The organism is Acaryochloris marina MBIC11017 (genome assembly GCF_000018105.1).
In the GTDB taxonomy this organism is placed as follows: domain Bacteria; phylum Cyanobacteriota; class Cyanobacteriia; order Thermosynechococcales; family Thermosynechococcaceae; genus Acaryochloris; species Acaryochloris marina.
Genome location: NC_009925.1, coordinates 5651913 through 5672527, shown reverse-complemented (window position 1 = coordinate 5672527; position 20615 = coordinate 5651913). Strand labels below are relative to the sequence as shown.

The following is a 20615-nucleotide window of genomic DNA, read 5'->3' as shown; positions in this document are numbered from 1 at the left end:
CCCATGACCAACCCTTTAATCCGCGCATTTTTCTTGGGTAGAGCTACTGCTGAAGTTTTATATGAAGAGCTAGAGCATCAACTAACAGATACCCTCAGCAATGTGGGAAAGTTTGATGCTGAACAACGGGAAAAAATCCGTCATTTCACCGATCAGGTCAGGGAAAGAGCTGACTCAGAAGCAGCTCGCAATCCTCAAAGCTACTCGTCGGCTTCCGGTTCTGCTAATTCTGGTGATTTACAAGAGACCATTGATGAGTTGCGGGCAGAAATTGCCCAGCTCCGTTCAGCTCTGCAAAACTACCGCAGCCATTCTGGTTAGTGCCTGTGTCAGTTTCATCCTCTGAGTTGACCTTCCCAAAACAAAATCGCAAAGCCTATCGCTGGAATCGAGAAAGCTATTCTCGGCAACGTCGTTTCCTGGATATTTGGGCCTTTGTGCTGCAGCTGCTTAGCTCTAGGTGGTGGTTGAGTAAGTCTTGGAGTTATGCCGGAGGGATGACGGAAGACAAGCGAGCGACCCGACGACGCAAGCAAGCCGTCTGGATCCGAGAGACCTTACTCGATCTAGGACCCACCTTTATTAAAGTTGGACAATTGTTCTCAACCCGTGCGGATTTATTCCCAGCGGAGTATGTCGAAGAGCTGTCCAAGCTCCAGGATCGTGTGCCTGCCTTTAGCTATGAGATTGTAGAACGAATTATTGAGAAGGACTTTGGCCGCACTATTCCAGAGTTATTTTGCAGTTTTGATCCCGTTCCTCTAGCTGCGGCGAGCTTAGGTCAAGTTCACCGTGCTCAACTGCAGTCTGGGGAAGAAGTTGTTGTCAAAATTCAGCGTCCGGGTCTCAAAAAGCTGTTTGATATTGACTTGAGAATTTTAAAAGGCATTGCCCATTATTTTCAAAACCACCCCAAGTGGGGGCCTGGGAGAGACTGGCTGGGCATCTACGAAGAATGCTGCAAAATCCTCTATGAAGAAATTGACTATTTAAATGAAGGCCGCAATGCCGATCAGTTTCGGCGCAATTTCCGGGAACAAGAATGGGTGTATGTGCCCCGAGTCTTTTGGCGATATGCAACGCCCCGAGTGCTGACCCTAGAGTATGTTCCAGGTCTCAAAATTAGTAATTATGATGCCATTGATGCAGCTGGTATCGATCGGAAGCGAATTGCCCAACTGAGTGCTAAAGCCTATCTTTATCAGTTATTGACGGATGGTTTTTTCCATGCGGATCCACATCCTGGCAACTTAGCTGTGAGTTCGGATGGAAAGCTGATCTTCTATGATTTTGGCATGATGGGCCAGATTACGACGCTGACCCGAGAGAAGCTGCTAAAGACGTTTTTCGGGTTTGCTCAAAAAGATGCCAATAAAGTGATTGCTTCTTTGATCGATTTAGGGGCACTATTACCTGTAGATGATATGGGTCCGATCCGACGCTCGATCCAATATATGTTGGATAATTTTATGGGGCAGCCGTTTGATAAACAGTCTGTTGCTCAAATTGGCGATGATCTATTTGAGATTGCTTATGATCAACCCTTTCGTTTCCCCGCAACGTTTACATTTGTCATGCGGGCCTTTTCCACTTTAGAAGGGGTGGGGCGAGGTTTAGATCCTACGTTTAACTTTATGGAGGTTGCAGAACCCTTTGCAGCAGAACTTATGACCAACGGTGGATTTTCAAATAATCAAAATGGTGATCTGTTGGGAGAGTTGGGGCGGCAGGCTGCCCAGGTTAGTAATACTGCCTTGGGCCTACCCCGACGGATGGAAGATACCCTGGACAAGCTAGAGCAGGGTGATCTCCGAATGCGAGTGCGCTCAGTGGAAACAGACCGGATTTTGCGGCGGCTTAATTTAACCCATATGGGAACCAACTATGCTTTGCTGATTGGTGCTTTTACACTCTCTGCAACGATTCTGCTGGTTAATAAGTATGTGTGGCTGGCTGCGATTGCAGCTCTAGCTGCCAGTGTCGCTGCTATTGTCTTCTTGCGGCTGTTATTAAGAATGAAACGTTATGACAGTTTTGAACGAATGTTGTAGCATTTTAGAGGCAAATCAGGAAAGGTGCTTTTTTCGCTACACTATTTGAATGTCTGAGGCTTTATATCATCTTCCTAAATTGACGCAGATGGTAATCACAGTAGAGGAATTATAGAATCGTTGAAACTAATATGAAACGTCTGTTTGCAGGCCTTAGTGATCAAGGGTTAGTCCGTAAGGCGAACCAGGACTCTTACCGGATTGATGAACCCGAAGGCCGATTTTTTATCGTGGCGGATGGAATGGGGGGCCATGCAGGTGGCGAAGAAGCGAGCCGGATTGCCGCTGAAACCATTCAGAAGTTTTTGGTGGAAAATTGGCAAGCCCAGCTTAATCCACCGGATTTATTGAAAAAGGCACTACTGAAAGCGAATCAAGATATTATTCAGAATCAAAAAGACTTCCCAGAACGGGCTGACATGGGAACGACCGTTGTGGTGGTCTTATTTCCTGCAGAAGGTCAACCTTGGTGCGCTCATATTGGTGATTCGCGGTTATATCGATGGAGAGGATCCCAGTTGTCGCAGATTACCGAGGATCATACCTGGATTTCCCAAGCTGTGAAATCTGGCTTGTTGACGAAGGATCAAGCGCGAAGCCATCCCTGGCGTCATGTGCTAGCCCAATGCTTGGGGCGTGAAGAGCTAGATGAAATCGGCATCCAACAGCTTGATGTCAAGTCTGGCGATCAGTTGTTACTTTGTAGTGATGGCCTCACTGAAGAGTTGGCCGATGAGCAAATTGCACCTTTCTTCGAGGCAAAACATCCCTGCGAGACGGTTGTAGATGCTTTAGTCGAAGCGGCGAAAGACGAAGGCGGGCAAGACAATATTACCGTTGTGCTTGTTGCCCTAGGCGATGGTGAAGAAGAGGAAAGTTCGAGCTGGGCTGATACGCCTGCTATGGACGACGACCCTACGGGTGACCTCAACGAAGCTTAGCGGCTCTTTTGAATGCCTCGCTGCCGGAGTTGTTGGATAAAGAAGTCTTCTAGGGATTGTCGCATCAGTTTCATTTCCACCAAAGTGCCTCCCATGCTGTCTAGTTTGGAAATAAAGGTTTGTGGATCGCCTTGAAGCTGGCCATGCCATTGCTCAGCCTGCATCTCAAAATCGATCAGAACTTTTGAAAGGACTTCTGAGTTGCCCCCTCTCCCTTTCACTTGATAGTTTTGGGTATTAGCGCCTAATAGTTGATCCAGAGTGCCTTCGCAGATCAGTTCTCCCAAAGCCAGTATGGCGACGCGATCGCAAATCACTTCCACATCAGACAGAACATGGCTATTGAAGAATACGGTTTTGCCTTGCTCTTTTAAGGACAGAATAATTTCCCGCATTTGATACCGCCCCATGGGATCGAGTCCTGACATGGGCTCATCTAAAAAGACGAGTTTTGGATCATTGATCAATGCTTGGGCCATACCCACCCGTTGCAGCATCCCCTTGGAATAGCGTCGCATCTGCTTTTTCTTGGCGGTTTTACGATCTAATCCCACCATGTCTAATAGTTCTGGGATGCGTCGTTTTTGGACTTTTTCGGGGATTTGAAAAAGACCCGCCGCATACTTGAGAAATTCCCACCCGGTTAAATAGTCGTAGAAGTAGGCATTCTCGGGCAGGTATCCGATATGCTGTTTGGCTGACCGATCCCCTAAAGGCTTGCCCAATAGGAAACCTCTACCTGCAGAGGGTTTAGCAAGGCCTAAGAGGATCTTCAATAAAGTGGTTTTTCCCGCACCATTGGGTCCCAGTAGACCAAATGTTTCACCAGCCATGACCTGAACGCTACATTGCTGCAGGGAGGTGACAGTTTTGTTCATCCAGAAGCCAGTACGATAGGTCTTCCGTAAACTAAAGGTTTGGATAATGGGTTGCTGTTCGGCCTGCTCAGGGGATGAAGGATTGTCGGATGTGGGTGTGACTTTAGGTTCAGAATTCATGACTTTTGGGAATGCAAAAAGGTGATCAGCCTTTGTAGATGAATAGACAACATAAAATCTTCCCTTATCTTTCCCTAGTTTTGATTGACTCTTAAACCTAGCCGCACTTCAAACAGAAAATGACATCTTGTTGTGGAACTTTTCCTGCCTCAGATTATCGAGATTGGTCGCCTTGTTTGTCAGGAAAATAACAGAATTAAGGACTGCAATAATCCAATTACAATTCCCAGAACCCCTCCTAAAATGACGATGGCTTGGAGTTCAGTTTTGACGATGCCCTGAATCGCTGCCTCTAGATCCTCTGGGGCAGTGTGGTTGACGCGATCGATGATCACCTGGTCCAAATTTAAAATGGGCAGGGCTTTCACCACAATCATTTCTAAATCACGCTCCAAGTATCGCTCCAAGATCAAGGCTAAATCTTCACTGATGTCTTTGAGAGATGTTGTAACAACTTCAGAAGTCTGCAATCGTTTGACAATTAGCATGGCGGTTTCATCCCAATCTACGGAAGTCCCAAGGTTTTGCAATACGGAAATTCCTTTGTTTTGGGTATATCCTCGTACGCTTTCACGAAACTGCTGCCGGAGCTGTCGCACGGTGCGAACGGGTAGGTTTTGTAGCGATAAACTGGCTAGCCATTCGACAAACCGTTGACGAATTCCCAGGGATGTCAGTAATTCTGCCACTATCGCGTTACACGCTAACTTCTCTTCGATACAGAAGGTCCGCAATTTCACTAAGCTACTTTGGACTCCCATTACATTGGCGACTAACCAATAGGTTCCACTGGTTTTGGTGCGTAGATCGCGATCTAGGATCGCAATATTGCGGTCGGTCAGGAAGTCAATCAACAGTAGTCGTAGGGTGTCCGGTGGTACTACAACATTAATAATCCAGTTGGCGAGCTGTTGGGCTTGGTCATCTGTCAGCTGTAAGTCCAGGAGTACTTGATCGAACACTTGGTCCAGCTGATCTTGGAGAAAATCTTCGCGACGGGCTAGAGCCACAATGATGCGAGGTAAGGATTGATCAGCAAAATCCCTAAGGATGTTGGCTAAAATTTGGGCGGTTCTTTGACCCGTATCAGATTTGACTTGATCTAAGGCAAGTTGGAGTAGCCAAAAAATAGCGCCTTGTACCCGTTCAGTTTGCAGCAATCGCTGGGCAATGGCTTGTAACTCTTCTGGGGTTAGCAGGGAGGTCATGATTGCGTCAGACACCTTTTGGGCTAACCGTTCTTGGTTGCGAGGAATAAGCCCTGGAGTAAAAGGAAGCCGACGATCGCCTATTTTGATGGCTCGATAGGGCTTAAACAACATTGAAATGGCAAGGTCATTGGTGAAATAGCCAATGATGCCACCAGCAATGGGTGGCACGATTACAACGCCAAGGGTAGACCAGTCCAATCTGTTCGCCTCATCAATGCACAAATAGTGCCCTCTGCAAAAAGCTTACCCTCAATTAATCAAGGTGCGATCTTAGAAAAGTCGAAATGTAGACATAGGTCTCAATTGAGAATGAGAACCCAATATTTACAATAGTGTTTGAATTAAGTTTTTCTATAAATTTAGTCAATTACCTCCGGTAAAACCGGAAGCTTGAATTGGAACCCCTTAAAGGGGACTTGGGCTACGCCCGAAACAAGTTCAATTGCTCTAGCTTTTGCTCTTCTTGCTCCTGATGCCTGGCCTGATATATCAACAGATCATTTCCTCATCTTTGCCGACTGTTGACACAAAATATCCTCTAGACCAAAACTTATGGCCTGTCGCATTCCGACTATTGCCTAACTCTCGGGCGATATAAATGGCACTTTTCCTTTTACGTAGCCCACCACATTGGACACGGAGTATTTCGGCGGAATACTCAACAACTTATGAACATGATCTGGCATTAAATGACCTTCTTCTATGACACTCTCTTTATGACGTGCCAGCTCATAAAAATATCGCCTAAATCCTCCTAATTCGACCATATATTCGCCCTTTTCTATGTTTCGGTACAAATACTACATGATATTTGCATTCCCACACACTGTGAGATAACTTTCGATATGTCATTCTGTCTTCTTTGAAGACTTCAAAAGAGACCTTTCAACCGCGGTATAGGTGAAACCTGACCAGTTCTGCACTCAAAGCGCAGGCTTATACAGGATAGTTATTCTCGAAATCAAACACTTCTCTAACCTTGTCGCCTCAAAATGTTAACCTTTGTAAAGGATTTTCATTCTTATTCAGGTTAATTTGCGATGGCTCGATCTTCTCCCCTGAAAGAAACGGCTTCAGACAAGGTTTCTAGCGAAAATCAACCCTTTATCCAATTAGAGGGACTGAGTAAAGCCTTCCAAGAAGGGATGGTTGATCGTCAAGTCCTGCGGGAGATTACGGCTACCTTTGCCGCAGGTGAGTTTGTGGTCCTGTTGGGCCAGAGCGGTAGTGGTAAAAGCACGCTTCTAAACTTAATTAGCGGCATTGAACAGCCCACCACTGGGCGAGTCACCATTCATGACGTGGGATTATCTGATCTAAATGAGCGCGATCGCACTTTGTTTCGCCGCGATCGCATCGGTTTTATCTTTCAATTTTTCAACCTCATCCCCACCCTGACCGTGTTGGAGAATATCACTCTGCCCCAGGAATTGGCAGGGATTTCCCAGGCGGAGGTTTCTAAAAAGGCGATCGCACTGTTGCAGCGGGTCGGTCTCGAAGATCGCGGCGATGCCTTTCCTGACAAACTCTCAGGGGGCCAACAGCAGCGGGTGGCCATTGCCAGGGCCTTGGTTCATGACCCCATGCTGGTCTTAGCCGATGAACCCACGGGAAATCTAGACGAAGAAACAGGCAAGATTGTGCTGGATCTACTATTAGAACTAACCCGTTCGGCTCACAAAACCCTAATTATGGCCACCCATAACCCCGAAATCGCCAAGCTGGCTGACCGCGTAGTGCGGATGCAGGATGGGCATCTGGTGGAAGACACTCGACTGGGAGTGGCCTGATGACCGCAGCCTTAGAACCCCAAAGAGAACCTCAAAGTTCCAATCGGCCCCTGTGGCGAATGGCTTGGCGACGGTTTCAGCAGCGCTCCTTGCAGTATCTTCTCTGTTTGCTGGGGGTAGCCTTGGGTGTGGCCATGCTGGTGTCCATTGATCTGGCCAATGGGTCCGCTCAAACGGCCTTTGAATTATCTACAGATGCGATCGCAGGTCGCGCTACCCACCAAATTGAATCCATTGCTCCCGCGGGTATCGATGAGTCGGTTTATCTGCAAATTCGCCAACAGGCGGGCCTCACTAAAACGGCCCCAATTGTGGATGGCTATGTCTTAGCCCCTGATTTGGGCAACCAACCCTTGCGCCTCGTCGGTGTGGATCTATTTTCGGAACCACCCTTTCGCAATTACTTTGCCTCCGAGAATCAAACCGTGGGGTTGGCAGGATTGCAAACGTTTCTCACTGAACCCAATACCATTGTCCTTTCTACAGATGTGGCCCGGCGCTATCAGGTGGACTTAGGCGATACCCTGACCCTCGATTTAGCAGGACGGCTAGTTCCTGTGCGCTTAGTGGGCAAGGTGCAGCCAGAGAGCACCACCACCCAGCGGGCCTTAAGCAGCCTAATTTTTACGGACATTGCCACGGCTCAAGAAATCTTGCAGAGGTCAGGGCATCTCAGCCATATTGATCTGATTGCCGAATCTGAGGAAGACTTGGATGCGATCGCAACCTTACTACCCGAAGACGCCAAACTAGAAACCGCTGCTGCTCAGAAAAATGCTGTGCGGCAGATGACGGCAGCCTTTCGGTTGAACCTGACGGCTCTCAGTCTGCTAGCCCTTGTGGTAGGTATGTTTTTGATCTACAACACCGTTACCTTTAGCGTGGTCCAGCGGCGTCCTCTATTTGGGGTGCTGCGCTGCCTAGGCACCACTCCCAGACAGCTGTTTACCCTAATTATGGGTGAAACGGCCATTCTGGGAATTCTCGGATCAGTTCTGGGGCTGGGATTAGGGATTGTATTGGCCCGCAGTATTGTCGGTCTGATTACTCAAACCATTAACGACTTTTACTTTGTGGTCAGTGTGCAGCAGGTGGCAATCCCGCCCGTCTTGCTGGTGAAGGGAATGCTGATTGGCATCAGTTCTGCTCTGCTGGCCGCTTTGGTGCCTGCCATAGAAGCCATGCGCACTAGCCCCCAAACCATCTTGCAGCGCTCCTCATTGGAAAATAAGGTGCAAAAGCTTCTGCCCTGGCTTTTTCTCAGTTGGGTAGTGATTACAGTGATTGGCATTGGCCTATTGCGACTGAAAGCGGGATTAGTGGTGGCCTTTGCGGGGCTATTTGCCATTGTCCTGGGATCCGCTTTGCTGACGCCTCCCGTTACTGCTGCTTTGATGAAGTTGGTCCAGCCCCTTACCCAGTCCCTGGGAGTGTTGGGACGGTTGGCCCCTCGGGATATTGTTCGATCTTTGAGCCGGACTTCAGTTGCGATCGCAGCTCTAATGGTGGCGGTCTCAGTGATTGTTGGTGTCTCGATTATGGTGGGGTCCTTCCGGGTTACCGTGGTCCAGTGGCTGGATCAAACCCTGCAGGCGGATATCTATGTCACACCCCCCAGTACCACCGCTAACCGAGTTTTAGGCCAACTCGATCCAGCTGTGGTGGCCGAAATGAAACGCTGGCCAGGGTTAGAGGATGTGGTCACCTATAACGATACCGATGCCACCGTCACTGCCTTTACCTATGGTGACCAAACCTTAGAAATCGAACGATCTATCAAACTGATTTCCGCTGAAGGCGATGTCTCCCATGGTCAGCGTCCGTACTCCTGGCGGCAGGATTCCATTGATCCATGGCCTGCCCTAAATCGGGGTGAAGGCGTGATTGTCTCCGAAGCTCTACTTCTAAAAGCCAATCTCAGCGATCCACCCACTTCAATTACCATCGACAGCCCCCAAGGTCCACAGACCTTCCCTGTCTTGGCAGTGTTTTATGATTATTCCTCGGATCAAGGCACGGTGATTTTGGACAACGATCCGTTTATCCAGATCTGGGGGGATGAAGGGATTGCTTCTATGGGCTTGTTTACTGCCCCCGATATTGACCTAGATACCGTAGTGGAGGATCTAAGGGAACGATATCAGGGCCGCACGGACGTGGTGGTGCAATCCACCCGTAGCCTTCGGGACGGCTCCCTAGAAATCTTTGATCGTACCTTTGCTATTACTCAAGCCCTGCGCTTACTAGCCGTAATCGTAGCCTTTATCGGGGTGCTTAGTGCTTTGATGAGCCTGCAGCTAGAGCGTACCCGCGAAATCGGTATTCTCCGGGCCACAGGTATGACGCCTCAACAGCTCTGGTGGATGACCTTACTGGAAACAGGACTTATGGGCAATGTGGCTGGTTTTCTGGCCATGCCTCTCGGCTATGTTCTGGCCTGGATTTTGATCTATGTAATTAATGTCCGGTCGTTCGGCTGGACCCTGCAAATGCAGCTCAATCCTAGCTATTTCTGGCAGGCATGGTTAGTAGCAATTGTGGCTGCTTTATTAGCAGGCATTTATCCGGCTTGGCGATTAAGTCGAGTCACAGTGGCAAGTGCAATTCGGGAGGAATAATCATGCAGAGATGGCTTGGCTGGTTGATCAGTCTGATTCTGGGGCTGTTGATCATCGGCAGCCCCGCTTGGGCAATGGAACAGGGCACGGTGGAATGGGCCACTCCCACAGAAGTTCCTGAATTTCAAAAAGCAACTGCCCCGATCAAACTCTCATTCCCCAAGGACTTTGGTCTCCATGAAGATTACCAAACCGAATGGTGGTACTACACAGGTAATCTGGAAACAGAAACTGGGCGGCCCTTTGGTTATGAGTTAACCCTATTTCGTCGAGGGCTTACGCCTGGTTTAGCCAACCAGCAGGGATCGGCTTGGCGCAGCAATCAGGTCTACTTCTCCCACTTCACCCTTAGCGATATTGAGAATCAACAGTTTTACCCTGTAGAGCGATTTAATCGCGGGGCCGCAGAGCTGGCAGGAGCACAGGCCAATCCCTACCGAATTTGGCTAGACGACTGGTCTGTGGAGGAGGAGCAACCTGGAACGTTACAACTTCATGCTCAAGGACCAAAAGCAGAAATTAATTTACAGGTATCGCTAACCACTCCTGTTCTGCAGGGTAATAACGGTTTTATTGTCAAAGGGACTGAGCCAGGCAATGCTTCCTACTATTACTCAGTCGTACAGCAACCCACCCAAGGCACAGTCATTATTGAAGGAGAACCCTTCACGGTCTCAGGTTCTAGCTGGACGGATCATGAATTTGCGACCAGACCGCTGAGTCAAGGGACTCAAGGTTGGGATTGGTTTTCCCTGCAGTTAGAAGATAGTTCAGCGTTAATGCTCTATGGTCTTCGTTCAATTGATGGCTTTGATTTACCAGAATCGAGTGGAACCTATATTAATTCTGATGGTAAGGTGCAGCATTTGAATGGTGAAGATTATCAAATTCAAGTCTTGGAGCGATGGACTAGCCCTAAATCTCGAACCCAATATCCATCCAAATGGGCTATTTCTGTTCCCAAACTCGATTTAGAGATACAGGTCGCACCCATGATGAATAATCAAGAGCTACTCCTATCTACAAAGTACTGGGAAGGAGCAGTTGGCATTTCTGGAACCCAATCCCAACAGTCGATTCAGGGCAAGGGCTATGTGGAACTCACAGGTTATGATCGCGACCTAAATTTTTAAAGTGCCACACAAATCTCCAAGATTTTAAGCATTATCTGTATCTCATGATTAAGGGCGTTAGATGATTGCCCTTTCTCAACCATTTGAAATTAATAGCAACACTTGCCTCTCACTACCATTCCTATGGTTTGGATAGATGAAGTCATGCTGGCACCTACCCCATGATTATGGATATCTTTTGGAAAATGAAGATTCTTGTGAGTGAAGCAGGAAGTTATTTACATCAGTAGACAATTGTTTTGCGACTTCAAAATTCTCAGTCAAATACAATGGCACAGCAAATGAATATGATGCTGACCTCATTTCTAAAGCATATGAATTACAACCGTCACAATCACCGTGGTGGTCAATAATATCTACTGCTATAGGTTTTGGGATTTTAACTGGACTCATTGTTAAAACTAAGTTTCTCCTGGTTACAGCACATTGGAGAGTTTCACTAATATAACGATCACAGTCTATTTGGATTGAGGTAGTTCTAAACAATGAACAGCCTAAAAAGATGATGAATGCTGCCCCTATGACTAGATAGTGCATTAGTGATTCAGAAGTAGTAATTTTTCTAAAAATTGGATTTTTTTGGCTTTCCATGCGAAGAAAATTATCATTTGAAGTTGCAACTGAATGTTGATGCCATTGCCTTAAATTGGGGCAAATACCTCTTGGCTTGCTCTTGACCGACCATTCCCGTCATCAGAATACATCCCCCTTCATCCGGGAAAAGCATGACCTGATAAAGCATCAAGGGAGTTTGAGATTTTTGATCTTTGCCCGTCGCAGTCAGTTCATAGCCCTCTAGCCCATCGATGGTTATAGGTGTAGTGGTCTGGACCGATTCAATTTCAGTTTGGGCTGTTTCCAACAACCGCCGTCGTGCATATTCTTTACGATTCCCAGCGAATACCTCCCCAATCGATAACGCCACAATAAACATTGGCTCATTCGGAGTAGCAGTAGGAATTGTTCCATTTCGGGTGAAGAGGGCGGTATTCCCCATTGCCACCCCTTGGACTTGGGTTAGGTCAGCAGACGCTTCAATCTCGAAGGGAAGGGGAGCTGCTGCCATTTGAGAAGGTTCAACGGACTGAAGAACCGTTTGCAGTGAGTGTCTTAGCTTAGATGCATGGGACTTGGGAGCGGTAGCCACAACCATTGTTGTTCGTTCGGTATCACCAAAAAGCACTGCCCACTTCAGAAATTCCTGGCCATGGGCTTGCTGAGAAAAATACATCTTGACGCCAGACTGCCCCTTAACTTCAGTTAACTCCTTAGAGTGCAGGGTCATTCCTTTTTCTGACAGAACCGGTTTCGTAAACCCCTGAGTCACCTCTGAAAAGGGTCCTGGAATGGCTAACACTATCACCGATGCCCCAGTGGAAGGTTGCTGAAAGCCATAGAAGCTTTCTGCTTTCTCAAATCCTGACGGCTGCAGTATCGCAACACCCACATCGGGGAAGGTCACAAGCGATGGAGCTTCCTTGGCAACTTGAGCCTTCAGTTTTCCGGGGGTTGCTAATAGAGGGATCCAAGCCAGGGCTGCGACAAGTTTTCGGAGCATGATGGGTGATGGAATCAGAAAGAAGATGGAATTAAGGAAAGCTTGATTGTGGAGGGAGGAAAGTTGCGATCGCACCTAGGGCATCGCATCATCAGGATCCTGCTGGTCAGCAATGATTCCACCCATCACATCTACCGAAACGGCTTGAAAGTACTGCTGCTGAAACTGTTCTTCTCGGACCGCATCTACAAATTGCAGAATAGCCTGTTGACGCTCTTCCGCCGTCAAGGTTTTAGTAGATGGCTTGCCGCTAATATGGATCAGGTTTTTGTGATCACGTACTGTAAAACCGTACACCTGCAAACTCTCTAAGCCCACCTGTAGCGCCTGAGGGCCAATCTTGAGGCTGGCTTGCAGCAAAGTTCGGCTGACGCCTCTCTCCATTCGCGCCAAGTACTTAGCCATCCCCACCAACTGTTTCCATACCGCCACTGAGTCAGGAGCATCAGCGCTCTGATAAGCGACGGCTAACGTCTTGCCCGCCATTTTGGCCTGCTTTGCCCAACTTTGAACCGTAGCCCAGGAATCGGGACAGTGATCCATCACCAATAGTTCTGGGTTGGGTTCAGCCTTATTTGAGTTCTGTCGCCAATCCACGATGGGTGAATTCAAGGTCTGGGTTGGATTCTCTGCTACTGGTCGCACTGCTTCAAGGCGTACCTCATATCGTCTTTCGTAAGCATTAAAATCCAGCTCCACAATCGCATCACAAGGACCAGCGGGAATCTCCTCCTTATAATGCCCCCACCATAATCCTGGGAACCCTGACTCAAACGACGTATCACAGATATAGAAGGTGGTTTTGATGTATTGAACCTTGTTGCCTTTACGGTCTTTGATGTTCTTGTTCCAAACCTGATCAAACCAGCAGTTGCGAATCAGTAACTTGGGTACAGGATTACCCATCCCACAGGGTTCTAACAGCTTTAATTCCTTAAATAGTGACCGGCCCCCATCAGTGGCTAGTTCAGCTAAGGTCACCACCAAATCTGCCTGAACAACGGCTGCAGGGTCTGAGGATTGCTGTTGTCGAGCCTGCTGATTAATGCCCTCCACCAGTAAGGGAATGTTGGCAACGGGTAAGCTCAACCCTGCGGCAAAGGGATGACCACCAAAGCTCGTCAGTAGATTCGCCTGACTATGCACCAGTTCATAGAGATCGATCTGGTTTACAGACCGGGCTGAACCACGGGCAAGGCGAACATTGTTCTTGCCCGCCACCGTTTCTTCACAGAGAAGAATGGTCGGTCGGCCATAGGTTTGAGCAATCTGACCTGCGACTAATCCCAATACACCAATGGGCCATTGCGGATCACTTAAAACAATAACGGACGTAGTAGACAGATCCAGTTGTTCTAGCTTGCGGGTCACCTGCCGCAGCACATCCTTTTGTAGGGATTTGCGGCGGGTATTGGCCAGTTCAGTTTCTTCCGCCAACTGCCGACAGCGAGCCGAATCTTTGCTGGTCAGTAACTCCACACAAAAACTAGCCTCGCCATGAATGCGGCTAACCGCGTTGATGCGGGGGCCAAGGCCAAAGGAAATATCGGTGGGTCGATCGCCGTTGCGCTTACACAGTTCTAAGAGCTTGGCAACGCCGGGTCGAGTCCGTTGGGTAAGTTGCCGTTGCAGCTGCTGAATGCCCCGTTGGGCCAAATACCGACAATCTCCTTTTAGAGCAACCAGATCGGCAATCAGACCAATCGCCACCAAGTCTAGTAGATGGTCTAGGGGCTGCTGAGGAACCTGGGGCAACGCCAAGTAAAGGGCTTCCACCAGCTTAAAAGCCACTGCTACTCCAGATAGATGGGCCAAGGGATGATCCGAGGGGAAATACCGCGAGTTAATAATAGCGGTCACGGGAGGCCGTTCTGGCGGCAAGGTATGGTGATCCGTGATGATCACATCTAACCCCAGCTCGTTGGCATATTCAATTTCAGTCAGATTCGTACTACCCGTATCGCAGGTCACGATCAGCTGATAACCTTGCACGGCTAACCGCTCAATTCCAGGCCGATTCAGACCGTGTGATTCTGTGATGCGATTGGGAATGGTGTAGGTGAGGAAGCGATTCTGGGTAAAAAATTGTCCGAGTCCGTCCCAGAACACGGCGGTTGAGGTGATGCCGTCGGCATCGAAGTCGCCCCAGATGGCTACTTTTTGGTTGCGATCGCAAGCCTGTATCAGCCGTTGAACCGCTTGCTCCATCTCTGCTCCAAAGGCAGAAGGAGGAGTGGGTTGGTAATGATTCGGATCTAAAAATCCAGGAATCATTTGAGGGTCGTGAATCCCCCGCTGCCAGAGCAATTGAGCTAAATATTGACCTGATATTTCTGGCGCAACACGTTGTATATCAGCAATCAGCCACTTCGGTGGCGTGACAGCTTGAATTAGATGCCATTGAGGGTCAGTGGGCATTCGCAGTAGTGTGGGCAGCGTTTTGCTCAATTAGCTCATCCACCAAGGAGGAATAGTGGTGGACACCAATCTCTCCTCTAAGATAGCGCTGATACACCTCGGCAATGGCCTGCATAAGGGGCTGACCTTTGTGGGCTAATGTGGTTGTGCTCATGATGTATCGATCCCTTTTGTTGATAGTGTCAGTTAAGTCGGTTCAGACTTGTTTTTTGAATTAACTAAACAATACCGAGATCACAAACCAAACAAATCAGAAAAAATACGGATTATTTAGAAGTATCCTAAAACCTTATTTTTTAGAAGGCCAAACGACAGACAAACCGTCACCTAGACTACTTTTCATCTCAAACAGGCGACACTTTAGCCCGGTATAAGAGCTGCTCGCCCTGACGATACCCCACATAGCGAACTCGGACTGGATCTCCTGGTTTCAAAGCCTGTTCAGCCATCGACATAATCTGCTGCCACTGGGGATCATAGGGCGTTTCTGTTCCCACCTCACCAATTGGAATGACGCCCCAAGAGCCTAATAATTTTTCTAGGGGACTGACTAAAGGCAACAATTTTATCGCCGGGGCATCCGGGTTTTTACGGGCAGCATAGGCAGCTGTGGGCCATTGTAATATCAAAGACTCTAGAGCTTGAATCGTGGATTTTTGGTACTCCACTAGCAGTTGTTCTTTTTGGATCTGTAGTTGTTGCTGTTGGCGCTGGTATTCCTGTTCCAACCTCACAATCTTTTTCTGAAGTTCTTCATACTTCTGATCAGAAGGGTCAGAATCTCTACGCAAATTTACGGAGATGGACTGATTGTTTCCATCAGGAAACTGAGATCTCCGTATTATCACGGAGTTATTTTGAGAAAAGGTGGACAGTAATAAGTCCAAATCCACTTGTAAAACTTCACTCAGTAAGAGAGCTTTTTGTAAACTCAAATCCAGAATTCGACCTTGTCGGATCCAGTTAATGTTCGTTCTCGAAAGACCTGACGTTCGGGATAGCCCAGCAAAGCTCTGAACCCCCACTCTTTGCATCAATTCGATCAGCTTTGGGGTGTAGTCAGGGACTTTTGAAGCGTTAACTGCCATCAATTAAGCCATCTAAAATATGAATTCCAGAATGCAACATTGAATGACACCCTTGCAAACCCACAATTAGGGATACTGGGCTATTTCAACCAGCTCATGCATCAGCCTCAAAAAGGTAATTCAAACTGCTGGGTTTTAGCCTCAGTTTCAGCAGATGATTTACGGGCACGCGGTTGAGTATTACCTTTGCGAAGCCCCACAGCGATTTTGCTATGCTGCTCGATCTGCTTCATCACTTGCTTCGCTCGCTTAATCACCGATGGGGGTAAACCGGCCAACCGTCCCGCTTCAATCCCATAGGAACGACTAGCCCCACCCGGGCACACTTGGTGCAGAAAGATAATTTGATCTGGAAGTTCTTTAACCAACACCTGATAGTTAGCCACATTTTCCACCAAACTCGCCAGCTCATTCAGCTCATGGTAGTGGGTGGCAAAAATCGTGCGGGCTTGGATAACGGCAGCAAGGTGCTCCGCCACGGACCAAGCAATGGCCAATCCATCAAAGGTAGCGGTGCCTCGACCAATCTCATCCAATAGGACCAATGATTTAGAAGAAGCATGGTTGAGGATATTTGCGGTTTCATTCATTTCCACCATAAATGTGGACTGTCCAGTGGCCAAATCATCCACGGCTCCTACGCGAGTGAAGATGCGATCGCAAATCCCTAACCGCGCCGATTGTGCTGGCACATAGCTACCAATTTGAGCCATAAGCTGAATCAGACCCACTTGGCGCAAATAACAACTTTTTCCACTTGCATTCGGCCCCGTCAAGATGACTAGATCGGGATGGGGGGTTAATTCAGCGGAAGGAGCACTCCCTAATTCGGTCGCATTAGGGACAAAAAAACCGGGTGGCAGAGACTGCTCAACCACCGGGTGACGACCGTCAAGGATTTGAATCTCGCGACTGTCGCTCATAGTTGGACAGCAGTACCCCTGATACACCGCAACTTCCGTCAGCCCCACCAGAATATCAACGGCAGAAACGGCGGCAGCCACCGTCCGAATCAAACTGGCCTGCTCCCCGACTTCTGTGCGCAGAGTAACAAATAGGTCATATTCCAGTTGAAATTGTTCCGTTTGGGCAGTGAAGATCCGAGCCTCTCGTTCCTTTAGCTCCGGGGTAATAAATCGCTCTTCGTTCGTCAGGGTTTGCTTACGGATATAGTCATCAGGTGCTTGATCGGCTTTGGCACGAGAAATACTAATAAAGTAACCGAAGGCTTTGTTGAACCCCACTTTTAAGGTGGAAATTCCCGTGCGTTCTCGTTCGTCCTTCTCCAAATTGGCAATCCACTGCTGGTCGCTAACAATTTGCTGACGCATCTGATCCAGCTCAGGATTAACGCTCGGCTTAATAAGGCCCCCTTCCGTTAAAGAGATGGGAGGAGACTCCACTAAATGGGCACGCAGACGCTGGGCCAGCTGATCGAGGATGGGAGGAACCGTTTGTAGAGCCTGCAAATACTGAGCCTCACACTTAGCGACTTTGTGAGATAGCTCTGTTAATTGCCCCAAAGATTCTGCCAAAGCAACGAGGTCGCGGGCATTGGCAGTGCCGGAGCCCGCCCGCCCTGCCAGACGTTCTAAATCATAAATTTTCTGCAGCTGGTTTTGGAGTTCTTTGCGAAAACCAGTTTGAGGCAATAACTCGGTAATGGCAGCTTGGCGGGCCTGAATATCATTGAGATCGAGTAAGGGCTGCAGCAACCATCGTCGCAAGGCTCGACTACCCATAGCAGTACGGGTGCGATCGATTGCCCAGAGCAAAGACCCCCGAAAGGTTCCATCGCGGGAGGTTTGGGTGAGTTCTAAATTACGCCGACTTTGGTGGTCAAGCACCAGATATTGGCTGAGGGTATAAGTGGCCAGGGGTTGAAGGGGAATGTGGGTATCTTTTTGGGTGGCTTCTAGATAAGCTAATAGCCCACCCGCCGCTCGCACGGCCAAGGGGAGATGTTCGCATCCAAGCCCTTCCAAAGAGCGCACCCCATAGACTTCTTGGATGCGCTGACGGGCTTCTGCTTGCGTGAATGACGTTTGCGATCGCAATGAGTAGCAAAACTGATTCGGCAATCCTTCCGGGAGTAGATCCGACTGTTCGCCAGGTCGCAAAATCTGCTGAATATCGGGCGCATCCGTTGGGAACAATACTTCCGAAGGCTGAAGCCGCAGCAATTCTTGAGCCAAAGTTTCCCGTTCACTAAACTGAGTCGTCAAGAACTCCCCGGTGGAGATATCCGCATAGGCCAACCCCCAGTGATTACCTGCCAACACAAACGCCGCTAGAAAATTATTACTGCGGGCATTCAGCATCCCCTCTTCCAACAAGGTGCCAGGGGTTATCACCCGAGTGACCTCCCGCTTCACTAACCCCTGAGCTTGGGCTGGGTCCTCCATCTGATCACAGATAGCAACGGCAAAGCCTTTTTCCACCAACAAGCGACTGTAGCGATCGAGCTGGTGGTGGGGAATCCCCGCCATTGCCACCCGACCCACCTCATTCCCAGACTGCCTACTGGTCAAGACCAGTTCTAATGCTTGGGCAATAGTACAAGCATCTTCAAAGAAGGTCTCATAAAAGTCCCCCATCCGATACAACAAAATAGTCTGGGGGTATTCATCTTTGAGGTCCACATAGTGGCGCATCATCGGGGAGAGAGCTTCCCGATCTACGGTAGTGCGATCTCGATGTTGGGCTGGGTTTTTGCCTTCTCTTATAACAGGGACATCAGGGGCAACAGAATCGCTCATGGAGGATCATTAGGCTGAATCGTATGTTTACGACTCTATCGCAGCCTACAAGGTAGCTCAACTAGATAAGTCAATTACCTCTGGTAAAACCGGAGGCTTGAATTGGAACCCCTTAAAGGGGATTTGGGCTACGCTCGAAACAAGTTCAATTGCTCTAGCTTTTGCTCTTCTTGCCCTTGATGCCTGATATATCGACGGATCATTGCCTCATCTCTGCCGACTGTTGACACAAAATATCCTCTAGACCAAAACTTATGGCCTGTCGCATTCCGACTATTGCCTAATTCTCGGGCGATATAAATGGCACTTTTCCCTTTTACGTAGCCCACCACATTGGACACAGAGTATTTCAGCGGAATACTCAACAACATATGAACGTGATCTGGCATTAAATGACCTTCTTCTATGACATTCTTTTTATGACGTGCCAGTTCATGAAAAATATCTCCTGAATTTCATCTAATCTGACCATATATTCGCCCTTTTCTATATTTCGGTACAAATACTACATGATATTTGCATTCCCACACACTGTGAGATAACTTTCGATGTGTCATTCTGTCTCCTTTGAAGTCTTCAAAGGAGACCTTTCTACCGCGGTATAGGTGAAACCTGACCAGTCCTGCGCTCAAAGCGCAGGCTTATACAGGATAGTTAGAGCTTTAATATCCGATTGCATGGTCATTAAGGTTCGACAGCGCTGCTCGAGAACATCTTCGAGGTCATCCAAGGTCTCAAAACACTGATTAGCCAGTGGCTCGTCCGCTAGCCGCCACAACCGTTCAGCTGGCTGTAGCTCTGGAGAATAGGGGGGTAAAATCTTCAGATGAATGCCAGGTGGCACCACCCGATTCTTACAGGTATGCCATCCGGCTCCATCCAGAACGAGAAGAATCTGTTTGTGCTTTCCCGCTCCAACTTGCTGAGCAAAGCTTTGTAGGGCTTGATTAAACCATTCTCCATTGACCCGAGGTAGAATGAACCATTCGGTATCGCCGGTTGCGGGATGAACGAATCCGTATAGATAGGTCCATTCATAGCGATGGTCCACCTCAGCAATTGGACGCTGCCCCACAGGCGCCCAAATCTTTCGAATAATGGGTTTAAGGCCTAATCGGTGTTCATCAAAAGACCAAATTTCGACCTGAGCATCACGATAGCATCGCTCTAATTCTGCTTTGTATTCAGGAAGTTTTTTTAAAGGCGGCTTGGGCCTCCGGTTCACCTTTACGGTGATGAGGGCGTGGGCGTTGCAGGGACTGCTCCAACCGCTTGAGATAGTCCCAGCCTCGTTGGGGCCACACCTTCTCGACTACTGTCATCTGAGCGATGACCTGGGCTACTTTGGGTCCGTTCCATAGACCACCGTCGGCAGGTGGTGTTTGTAGACGAGTCGCCGATTGTTCACATTGGTCTTGAGTGAGAAGACTGCGAGATTGATGAGGTCGCTTATCTTTACGGTGGTTGCGTAACCCATGGGCGCCATTGTGGTTATACTCCCTGACGATTTCTCGAGCGTAATCGTAGTTGAGACCCACCACTTGGGCTGCGTGAGTTAGGGTTGTTTGCTCACTGACGAGCCATAGTAGATGCCAGCGGCGCGATTCTACTGGGTCTTTGCTGGCTCGGTAATGAGACTTTAGCTCTTCAGGTGAAAAATTTCGAGATACAGTTTTCTTGGCATTCTCTAACGATACATAATATCGGGGTTATTTAAATCGGATTTAGTATTAAAGGTCATGCGGTTGCTGAAAGCTTTTTTGGAACTCTTAAAACTGAGTTGATTTATTCCACAACGTTCGCTAACCGAGCGATGGCTAAGACGGCCATTGCAGAATGGATTGAGGTTTTCTACAACCGACAACGACTGCATTCAACCATTGGACATTGCGCCCCTGTCCAATTTGAAGAAAATTACTGGAGGACACGACATCAAACACTTGTAGCTTAAATTAACTGTCCACTTATTCGAGTAAAGGTCAAAAATAGACCTACTATTACAAGAAGTCGCAGAAAAAGTTGAGCATTTTGGAGCTGACTTTGATAAGGA

16 protein-coding genes and 3 pseudogenes are annotated in these 20615 nt (G+C 48.3%); 7 read left to right on the top strand and 12 right to left on the bottom strand.

All coding sequences use genetic code 11. The annotated features are described in order from the left end of the window. Positions 1–3 precede the first annotated feature (3 nt). The 3 genes from AM1_RS25375 to AM1_RS25365 all read left to right on the top strand — a co-directional run bounded on the left by AM1_RS25375 (position 4) and on the right by AM1_RS25365 (position 2992). Positions 4–321: a DUF6825 family protein gene (locus AM1_RS25375; RefSeq protein ID WP_012165778.1), complete on the top strand. Its 318-nt coding sequence runs from the start codon at positions 4–6 to the stop codon at positions 319–321. After that, complete coding sequence (locus AM1_RS25370) at positions 321–2051, top strand: ABC1 kinase family protein (RefSeq protein ID WP_012165777.1); 1731 nt, start codon at positions 321–323, stop codon at positions 2049–2051. Before AM1_RS25375 ends, AM1_RS25370 begins: the two co-directional genes overlap by 1 nt. 131 nt (positions 2052–2182) lie before the next feature. Continuing rightward, positions 2183–2992, top strand: coding sequence for a Stp1/IreP family PP2C-type Ser/Thr phosphatase (locus AM1_RS25365; RefSeq protein WP_012165776.1), 810 nt, complete (start codon positions 2183–2185; stop codon positions 2990–2992). Here the strand turns inward: AM1_RS25365 and AM1_RS25360 are convergent. From AM1_RS25360 to tnpA (AM1_RS38850), 3 genes and pseudogenes are all read right to left on the bottom strand, one after another. Then, complete coding sequence (locus AM1_RS25360; protein WP_012165775.1) at positions 2989–3990, bottom strand: ABC transporter ATP-binding protein; 1002 nt, start codon at positions 3988–3990, stop codon at positions 2989–2991. The two genes, AM1_RS25365 and AM1_RS25360, sit on opposite strands and share 4 nt — an antisense overlap. Positions 3991–4169: 179 nt before the next feature. Continuing rightward, a complete protein-coding gene (locus AM1_RS25355) occupies positions 4170–5423 on the bottom strand; it encodes a DUF445 domain-containing protein (RefSeq protein ID WP_071819967.1) in 1254 nt (417 codons plus the stop codon). A 199-nt stretch (positions 5424–5622) separates the two neighbouring features. Next, a pseudogene (tnpA, locus tag AM1_RS38850) lies at positions 5623–6053 on the bottom strand (IS200/IS605 family transposase). Positions 6054–6241: 188 nt separating this feature from the next. Between tnpA (AM1_RS38850) and AM1_RS25350 the strand changes: the two are divergent. From AM1_RS25350 to AM1_RS25340, 3 genes are read left to right on the top strand one after another with little or no spacing between them, the layout of a single operon-like run. Further along, positions 6242–6991 carry an ABC transporter ATP-binding protein gene (locus tag AM1_RS25350; protein ID WP_012165773.1) on the top strand — a complete coding sequence of 250 codons (750 nt, stop codon included), beginning with the start codon at positions 6242–6244 and terminating at the stop codon, positions 6989–6991. Continuing rightward, positions 6991–9609: an ABC transporter permease gene (locus AM1_RS25345; protein WP_012165772.1), complete on the top strand. Its 2619-nt coding sequence runs from the start codon at positions 6991–6993 to the stop codon at positions 9607–9609. The genes AM1_RS25350 and AM1_RS25345 overlap by 1 nt, the downstream gene beginning before the upstream one ends. A gap of 2 nt (positions 9610–9611) precedes the next feature. Continuing rightward, entirely contained in the window at positions 9612–10742 is a 1131-nt protein-coding gene (locus tag AM1_RS25340; protein ID WP_012165771.1) for a lipocalin-like domain-containing protein, read from the top strand. 165 nt (positions 10743–10907) lie between these two features. Here AM1_RS25340 and AM1_RS42340 read toward each other — a convergent pair whose 3' ends face one another. From AM1_RS42340 to AM1_RS43305, 9 genes and pseudogenes are all read right to left on the bottom strand, one after another. Next, positions 10908–11333, bottom strand: coding sequence for a hypothetical protein (locus AM1_RS42340; RefSeq protein WP_187152907.1), 426 nt, complete (start codon positions 11331–11333; stop codon positions 10908–10910). Between the two features lie 13 nt (positions 11334–11346). Next, the gene (locus AM1_RS25335; protein ID WP_238549072.1) at positions 11347–12300 is read right to left on the bottom strand and encodes a hypothetical protein; all 954 of its coding nucleotides are present in this window, start codon (positions 12298–12300) and stop codon (positions 11347–11349) included. A 75-nt stretch (positions 12301–12375) separates the two neighbouring features. Next, positions 12376–14718: a single-stranded-DNA-specific exonuclease RecJ gene (gene recJ, locus AM1_RS25330; protein ID WP_012165769.1), complete on the bottom strand. Its 2343-nt coding sequence runs from the start codon at positions 14716–14718 to the stop codon at positions 12376–12378. After that, on the bottom strand, positions 14708–14872 hold the full coding sequence (locus AM1_RS42335) for a hypothetical protein (protein ID WP_010467869.1): 165 nt from the start codon (positions 14870–14872) through the stop codon (positions 14708–14710). Before AM1_RS42335 ends, recJ begins: the two co-directional genes overlap by 11 nt. A gap of 190 nt (positions 14873–15062) precedes the next feature. Continuing rightward, a complete protein-coding gene (locus tag AM1_RS25325; protein WP_012165767.1) occupies positions 15063–15806 on the bottom strand; it encodes a nucleotide exchange factor GrpE in 744 nt (247 codons plus the stop codon). A gap of 107 nt (positions 15807–15913) precedes the next feature. Further along, entirely contained in the window at positions 15914–18565 is a 2652-nt protein-coding gene (gene mutS / locus AM1_RS25320) for a DNA mismatch repair protein MutS (RefSeq protein ID WP_012165766.1), read from the bottom strand. Between the two features lie 128 nt (positions 18566–18693). Continuing rightward, positions 18694–19122, bottom strand: a pseudogene (tnpA, locus tag AM1_RS25315) (IS200/IS605 family transposase). A 71-nt stretch (positions 19123–19193) separates the two neighbouring features. After that, positions 19194–19790: an IS630 family transposase gene (locus AM1_RS43310; protein WP_238549071.1), complete on the bottom strand. Its 597-nt coding sequence runs from the start codon at positions 19788–19790 to the stop codon at positions 19194–19196. Further along, positions 19750–20103, bottom strand: coding sequence for a helix-turn-helix domain-containing protein (locus AM1_RS43305; RefSeq protein WP_238549070.1), 354 nt, complete (start codon positions 20101–20103; stop codon positions 19750–19752). Before AM1_RS43305 ends, AM1_RS43310 begins: the two co-directional genes overlap by 41 nt. A 200-nt stretch (positions 20104–20303) precedes the next feature. Between AM1_RS43305 and AM1_RS38845 the strand changes: the two are divergent. Continuing rightward, positions 20304–20516: pseudogene (locus AM1_RS38845) on the top strand (IS3 family transposase); the annotation flags it as partial. Positions 20517–20615 lie beyond the last annotated feature (99 nt).